Below are 7,343 nucleotides of genomic sequence, written 5' to 3'. Positions count from 1 at the left end.
GATAACTTCTCGTGCTGTTCGCGGTGTGAGCGCGGTCAGGCGGTGGACAGGTAGTCCTTGAAGGAGATGCCGGTCAGTCGCTCGTAGGCCTCCACGTAACGGGCCTGGGTCGCCTCGACGACGTCCGCGGGCAGCTCCGGCCCCGGCGCGGTCCTGTCCCAGCCGGTACTCGTCAGATAGTCGCGGATGTACTGCTTGTCGAAGGACGGCTGGGAGGCTCCGGGCCGCCAGGTGTCCTCCGGCCAGAACCGGGACGAGTCCGGGGTCAGGACCTCGTCGGCGAGCCGCAGCGTGCCCTGGGTGTCATGACCGAACTCGAACTTGGTGTCAGCGAGCAGGATGCCGCGCTCGGCTGCGAGGACACTGGCCCGGCCGAAGATCTGCAGGGTCAGCCGCTCGAGCTCGGCGGCGAGCTCGGTGCCGATCCGGCCGGCCGCGTCGGCCCGACTGATGTTCTCGTCGTGCTCACCGATCGGCGCCTTCGTGGACGGCGTGTAGATCGGTGCCGGCAGCTTGCTGCCGTCCACCAGCCCGGTGGGCAGGGGATGCCCGCTGACCGCGCCGGTGCGCTGGTAGTCCTTCAGCCCGCTGCCGGTCAGATAACCACGGGCGACGCACTCGATCTGCACCATGTTCAGGCGTCGGCACAGCATCGACCGGCCGCGCAGCTGCTCCCTATACGGAGCGAGCTCGGCCGGGTACTCATCGGCGTTCGAACTGACGACGTGGGACGGGACCAGGTCGGCGAGCTGGTCGAACCACCACAGCGAAAGCCCGGTGAGAACGGCTCCCTTGTCGGGAATTTCGGTCGGTAGGACCACGTCGAACGCCGAGATGCGGTCGCTGGCGACCAGCAGCACGGCGTCGTCCCCGACCGCGAACAGCTCCCGGACCTTGCCCGAACCCAGGTGGGTGAGCCCGGCGAACTCCTCATGTGTCAGCGGCATACACCGACCGTACCCAGGGAGAACAACAGCACCTGCGGGGCGGGGTCCCGCGCCATGCCTGCGCCGCTGTGCGGCGGGTCAGGCACGGGGGCGCGCGGGTCAGGTGAGGGCCGTCAAGGCGTCGAAGACCGGGCCGAGGCGCTTGGTGTAGCGCTCGGGCCGGCTCACCTCGTCGAGCCTGGCCTCGTCCAGGGCCAGGCCGCGGTCGCCGGCGTGCTTGCGCAGCGTCTCCCGGAACGGCACGCCGGTCTGCCAGGTCTCCATCGCCGCCGCCTGGGTGACGGCGTAGGCGTCCTCGCGGGACAGCCCCGTCTCGACGAGTTCGAGCAGCACCGCCGAGGTGTAGACCAGCCCGCCCGTGGCATCGAGGTTCGTCCGCATCCGTGCGGTGTCCACGACCAGCCCGGTGACCAGCCGGGTCGTCAGGTGCAGCAGGTAGTCGACGCCGGTGGCGGCGTCCGGCAGCGCGATGCGCTCGGTGGAGGAGTGGGAGATGTCGCGCTCGTGCCACAGCGGGACGCCCTCCAGCACCGGGACGTACTGCGCCCGGACGATCCGGGCGAGCCCGGCGATGCGCTCCGACATGATCGGGTTCTTCTTGTGGGGCATCGCGGAGGAGCCCTTCTGCCCGGAGCCGAACGGCTCGGACAGCTCCCGGACCTCCGTGCGCTGGCCGTGCCGGACCTCCAGGGCGACCGCCTCGCAGACGGTCGCGAGCCCGGCCAGCGCCGCGACCCAGGAGGCGATGCTGTCGCGCAGCACGACCTGGGTGGCCACCGGGGCCGCGGTGAGGCCCAGCTTGTCGGCCACATAGGCCTCGACGTCGGGGTCGATGTTGGAGTACGTCCCGACCGCGCCGGAGATCTTGGCGACGGCCACGTCCGCGCGGGCCGCGCGCAGCCGGTCGCGGCAGCGGGCGAGCCCGAACGCCAGGTCCGCGACGCGGTGCCCGAACACCGTCGGCTCGCCGTGGATGCCGTGCGTCCGGCCGACCCGCAGGGTGTTCCGGTGGGCTAGGCCGAGGTCGCGCAGCGCGGCGACGAGGGTGTCCGCCCGGGCGAGCAGCAGGTCGGTCGACTCGACCAGCTGCAGCGCGAGCGCCGTGTCGAGCAGGTCTGAGGAGGTCATGCCGAAGTGCGCGTAGGCGGCGGCGGACCGGGGTTCGGTGCGGTCGGCCCAAGCGGTCAGGAAGGCGATGACGTCATGCTGGGTGACGGCCTCCACCTCGGCAACGGCCTCGGGCGTCGGAGCGGGGGCGGCCCGGACCGGCTCGACGGAATCGGCGGGGATGCGGCCCGCGGCGGCGTGCGCCTCCATGACCAGCACCTCGACGCGACACCACAGCTCGTACTTGTGCGCCTCCGACCACACCCGGCCCATCTCCGCCAGGGTGTAACGGCCGATCATGACTGGCTGCCGGCCGCGGCCGCCGCGCTCAGCCCGTCCGCCGCGGCCTGCTCGAACTCGTCCTTGAACGCGGCCAGCTTCAGCCCCAGATCGGGATCGGCCAGCGCCAGGATCTGGATCGCCAGGATCGCCGCGTTCGTCGAGTTGTTCAGGCCCACGGTCGCGACCGGGACGCCCGGCGGCATCTGCACGATGGCGAGCAGCGAGTCCATGCCGTCCAGCGCCCCGCCGGAGATCGGCACGCCGATTACCGGCAGCGTGGTGAGGGCCGCGATGGTGCCGGGCAGCGCAGCGGCCAGGCCTGCCCCGGCGATGACCACCGAGATGTCGCGGGCCCGCAGCTGACCCACGTAGTCGGCGAGGGTGCGCGGCGCGCGGTGCGCCGACAGCGACACCTGCTCGTAGGGCACACCGAAGCGTTCCAGGGTGGCGCCGGCCTTGCTCATGGTCTGGGTGTCCGACGGTGATCCGAAGACGATCGCCACCTGGGGATGGCCCGGCCCGGGGGTGCTCTGCGACACGGTCTACTCCTTCTTTTTCTTTCTATGTCTTGCGGGATCCTCGCCGGACGCGACGTCCGCTCGACGGACGTCGGCCGCGTGGCGCATCCGGGACGGATCTCCGATGTCGGTGCGGTAATGGGCGCCGGGCAGCGAGATGCGGCTGACAGCCTCGTAGGCCGATCCTCGCGCGGACTCCAGGTTGGAGCCGATGGCCGTAACGGACAGCACACGGCCGCCGGCCGAGACGACCCGGCCATCCGGCTCCCTCCGGGTACCGGCGTGCAGGACGTCGACGCCGGCCAGTGCACCGGCGGCGGCGAGCCCGCGGATCGGGTCGCCGAGCCTGGGTGCTGCCGGATAGCCGTGCGCGGCGACGACGACGCTGATCGCCGCGCCGGAGCGCCACACCGGTGCCCGCCGGCCGGAGAGCACGTCCGTCAACGGCGTCGTGAGCAGGGCGAGGATGGCCTGCACCTCGGGGTCACCGAAGCGCACGTTGAACTCCACCACCCGCGGGCCGCGGGTGGTCAGCGCGAGCCCGGCGTAGAGCAGGCCGGTGAACGGGGTGCCGCGCCGGGCCATCTCGGCCACTGTCGGCCGGATCACCGTGGCGACGATCTCCGCCGGCAGGCCGTGCGAGGCCCAGGGCAGCGGGGTGTACGCGCCCATCCCCCCGGTGTTCGGGCCGGTGTCGCCGTCGCCGACCCGTTTGTGGTCCTGCGCCGGCAGCAGCGGGAGGACCGCGCCGGACTCGGTCACCACGGCGAACAGGGAGACCTCGGGCCCGTCGAGGTACTCCTCGAGGACAACCCGGTCGTCCGGTCCGCGCAGGCTCGCGCGGACCGCGGCGACGGCCGCGTCGCGATCCTCGGTTACCGTGACGCCCTTGCCGGCGGCGAGCCCGTCGTACTTCACCACGTACGGCGGGCCGAAGACGTCCAGGTCGGCCAGGGCGGGCTCGATCTCGGTGTGGTCGCGAGAGGCCGCCGTGGGCACCCCGGCGGCGCGCATGACCTCCTTGGCGAACGCCTTGCTGCCCTCTAGCCGGGCCGCGGCCGCGCTCGGGCCGAAGACCGCGAGGCCGCGGGCGCATAGCTCGTCGGCGGCCCCGGCTACCAACGGCATCTCCGGACCGATAACGGTGAGGTCCGCGCCGACCGCCTCGGCAAGGTCGGCGACGGCGTCCGGGTCGGCGACGGCGAGCGGGCGGGGCTCGGCGAGCTCGGCGGTCCCGGCGTTTCCGGGCGCGCAGATCAGCGAGCCGACCCGGGGATCGCGGGCGAGCGCCCGGCACAGCGCGTGTTCACGGCCACCGGAGCCGACAACAAGAACCTTCATCAGTTCACCTCGCGACGCAAGCAGCGGCCCGGTGCGCGGCGGCGGATTCCCGGTAATGCCGGCGGACCGGGCCGCGTCGCCGCCACGGCCGTGCGCGGGGGACGTGGGGGTCGGTGGAGGCCGTCACCGGTTGTCCCCGGCGCGCGGCGCCGGGACGGAGATCCGGACCGGGCGCGGGTGCCGTCGCGAACCGGCGAACCCCGCCTGGGGCATCGCGTCGTCGCAGTTCGGTCGGGTCACAGTTCCACAGTAGCGGGTGTGCTGATCATCGTGCGCGTCGTGCCCGGTCGGTGCCGGTGACTCCCGGCCGGTCACCCGGGACGATCCGCGCTGAGCGGCTACAGCCCGACGCCCGACCGCCAGAGCAGGTGGGCCATGCCGTGCACCAGGTGCAGCGCGCAGCGGCGTGCGTCCACCTCGGCCATGCCCGCGACGATGGCGGCGGCGTCGACCGGCCAGACCCGGACCTCTCGGCCGAGCACGGTCAGCGGGGCGGGATCGTCGCGGCCCTCGAAGGCGCGCCCACCCGGTTCGACGAACAGGTGCAGCGACCGCCCTGCGGCCGGGAAGTTCTCGCAGCGCCAGTACAGCAGCGGCCACGCCTGCAGCCGTTCCCGCCGTCCCGGCCAACGCCGGCGGCGACCGGGGTCGACGGCCGCCTCGCCCGGGTCCGCCCGATCTGCCCGGGCTGCCGGGTCCGTGGCCGCCCGTGTCGCCCCGCCCTCGCTCAGGTCCAGCGCGGGCAGCGGCCGGCCGGCGCGGTACCGCGCCGGCGCGCGGTGCGGCGCGGTGCGGGCCGCCCGCACCGTGACCGGTGGTACCAGGTGTTCGGCCGCGCAGAAGTCCAGGAAGTCACGGATCTGGGCGTCGACGTGACCGGCGACGGCCGCGGCGCGTTCGAGCCGCTGCGCCTCGGCCCGCTTCGAGCTCCGGATGGCGTGGCTGCCCCGCAGCAGCACGTCGGTCAGTGTCTGTGGCAGAGCCTCGCCGGTGGGGGAGAACCCGACCGGCCAGGCGTCGGAGTCGGTCGGGTGCAGGTAACCGCGTCTCACGGCCGGTGGCCAACGGGCCGGTTGCGGGGCTTCGGCCGGTTCCGGCAGCGACAGCGGTGTCCGCCCGGGGATGGAAGGGTCGTCATCCGACGGCCGGGACCTGACAACGGCCACCGCCACCACCCCCGGACGTCATTGCTTTGCGTGACCGCCCAAGCGTCGATGGTAATGCTTCCGGCTGCAACCGGAACCGACCGGATCTTGGCCCGCGCCGGGCGGGATCAGACCAGGTCTTTTCGGACCAGTTTGTTCAGACCAGGTCATTGATGACGAGCGTCTGGTCCCGCCCGGGACCGACGCCGACCGCCGACACCGGGGCGCCGGAGAACTCCTCCAACGCCCTGATGTAGTCCTTCGCGGTGCCGGGCAGGTCGGCGAACGACCGGACGCCGGAGATGTCCTCGTGCCAGCCGGGCAGGTCGGTGTAGATCGGCTTGGCGTGGTGGAACTCGGTCTGGGTCATGGGCATCTCGTCGACCCGTTCGCCGCCGATGTCGTAGCCGACGCAGATGGGCACCCGGTCGAAGCCCGACAGGACGTCCAGCTTGGTGAGGAAAAGGTCGGTCAGGCCGTTGACCCGCACCGCGTAGCGGGCGATTACGGCGTCAAACCAGCCGGTGCGCCGTGCCCGGCCGGTCGTCACGCCGAACTCCCCGCCAATGCGGCGCAGCTCCTCTCCGACCTTGTCGTCCAGTTCGGTGGGGAAGGGGCCGGCGCCGACCCGGGTCGTGTAGGCCTTGATGATGCCGATCACCCGACTGATCCTCGTCGGGCCGATGCCGGCGCCGGTGGCCGCGTAGCCGGCGGTCGGGTTCGATGACGTGACGAACGGGTAGGTGCCGTGATCGACGTCGAGGAGAGTGCCCTGGGAGCCTTCGAGCAGCACGACCTTGCCCGCGCGCAGCGCCCGGTCGAGAATCAGGCCGGTGTCGGCGATGTGGGGTTGGAGGCGTTTCGCGTAGTCGGCGTACTCCTCGACCACCTCGTCTAGCTCGATCCGGCGCCGGTTGTAGACCTTGGCCAGGACCTGGTTCTTCTCCCGCAGCACCAGTTCGAGCTTCTTGTGGAAGATGCCCGGGTCGAGGAGATCCTGCACTCTGATGCCCGTACGGGCAACCTTGTCGCCGTAGGTGGGACCGATGCCGCGACCGGTGGTACCGATCCGCGCCTTGCCCAGGTATCGCTCGATGACCCGGTCCAGCGCCCGGTGATGGGGCATGATCAGGTGGGCGTTCGCGCTGATCAGGAGCCGGGAGACGTCGATGCCGCGGGCGGTGAGCCCGTCCATCTCGGCCAGCAGCACGCCCGGGTCGATGACGACCCCGTTGCCGATCACGGGAACGCAGTCGGCTCGCAGCATGCCACTGGGAATCAGGTGGAGCGCGTAGCTCTCCGCCCCGATGACCACGGTGTGGCCGGCGTTGTTGCCACCCTGGTATCGGACGACGTAATCGACGGCGCCGCCCAAGAGGTCGGTCGCCTTTCCTTTTCCCTCGTCGCCCCACTGGGCACCGATGAGGACAAGAGCAGGCACCGGGCGAGGTTACTAGGGATGGCGGGGCCGTGGGGCCGGCTGCGGCGTCCTCGCTGGCCTCCACCACCGACGCGGCCTGATGAACTCACTGTCAGGTGAAGCCGAGCTCACTGGCGGTGACGGGATCGCTGTCGGTCAGGAACGTCCGGCAGCGGGTGGCCTCCTCGGCCTCCCCGATGGCCGCGGCCGCCCGGACGAGAGCGGCGAGTGAACGCAGGAACCCGCGGTTGGGTTCGTGTGACCAGGGGATCGGCCCGTTGCCCTTCCAGCCCGAGCGGCGCAGGGCGTCGAGGCCGCGGTGATAGCCCGTGCGGGCGTAGGCATAGGCCTCGACGGGTCGTCCGCCGGTGAGCGCGAGCTCGGCGAGCGCGGCCCAGGGCGCGCTGAACGCGGGCAGCCGGGCGGCGACGGCATCCGGCGGATCACCGGCGGCCAGCGCCTCGGTCGCGGCCGCGTCGGAGGGCAGGAGCGTCGGCGGCGGACCGGAGAGCAGGTTGGGCTTTCCCGAGGCGGACGGCGTCGTCATGAGTGCATCCTGCCCGACGACTGGCCGCACACGTCA

General features: G+C 72.1%; 7 protein-coding genes. All 7 read right to left on the bottom strand.

Annotated features, from left to right (window positions below; genetic code table 11):
- Positions 1-35: 35 nt before the first annotated feature.
- Positions 36-947: a phosphoribosylaminoimidazolesuccinocarboxamide synthase gene (locus tag ACY45C_RS04670; protein WP_462186410.1), complete on the bottom strand. Its 912-nt coding sequence runs from the start codon at positions 945-947 to the stop codon at positions 36-38.
- A 99-nt stretch (positions 948-1,046) separates the two neighbouring features.
- Positions 1,047-2,354 carry an adenylosuccinate lyase gene (gene purB, locus ACY45C_RS04665; RefSeq protein ID WP_462186409.1) on the bottom strand — a complete coding sequence of 436 codons (1,308 nt, stop codon included), beginning with the start codon at positions 2,352-2,354 and terminating at the stop codon, positions 1,047-1,049.
- Positions 2,351-2,875: a 5-(carboxyamino)imidazole ribonucleotide mutase gene (gene purE, locus ACY45C_RS04660; RefSeq protein ID WP_462186408.1), complete on the bottom strand. Its 525-nt coding sequence runs from the start codon at positions 2,873-2,875 to the stop codon at positions 2,351-2,353. Before purE ends, purB begins: the two co-directional genes overlap by 4 nt.
- 3 nt (positions 2,876-2,878) lie before the next feature.
- A complete protein-coding gene (gene purD / locus ACY45C_RS04655; RefSeq protein WP_462186407.1) occupies positions 2,879-4,195 on the bottom strand; it encodes a phosphoribosylamine--glycine ligase in 1,317 nt (438 codons plus the stop codon).
- Positions 4,196-4,533: 338 nt separating this feature from the next.
- A complete protein-coding gene (locus ACY45C_RS04650; protein ID WP_462186412.1) occupies positions 4,534-5,301 on the bottom strand; it encodes a hypothetical protein in 768 nt (255 codons plus the stop codon).
- Between the two features lie 196 nt (positions 5,302-5,497).
- Positions 5,498-6,781, bottom strand: coding sequence for an adenylosuccinate synthase (locus ACY45C_RS04645; protein WP_462186406.1), 1,284 nt, complete (start codon positions 6,779-6,781; stop codon positions 5,498-5,500).
- 91 nt (positions 6,782-6,872) lie between these two features.
- The gene (locus tag ACY45C_RS04640) at positions 6,873-7,307 is read right to left on the bottom strand and encodes a DUF3151 domain-containing protein (RefSeq protein WP_462186405.1); all 435 of its coding nucleotides are present in this window, start codon (positions 7,305-7,307) and stop codon (positions 6,873-6,875) included.
- Positions 7,308-7,343: the final 36 nt, after the last annotated feature.

The sequence above is a fragment of the Frankia sp. CcWB2 genome (assembly GCF_977927585.1).
This window is presented reverse-complemented; position numbering and strand designations above follow the sequence as displayed.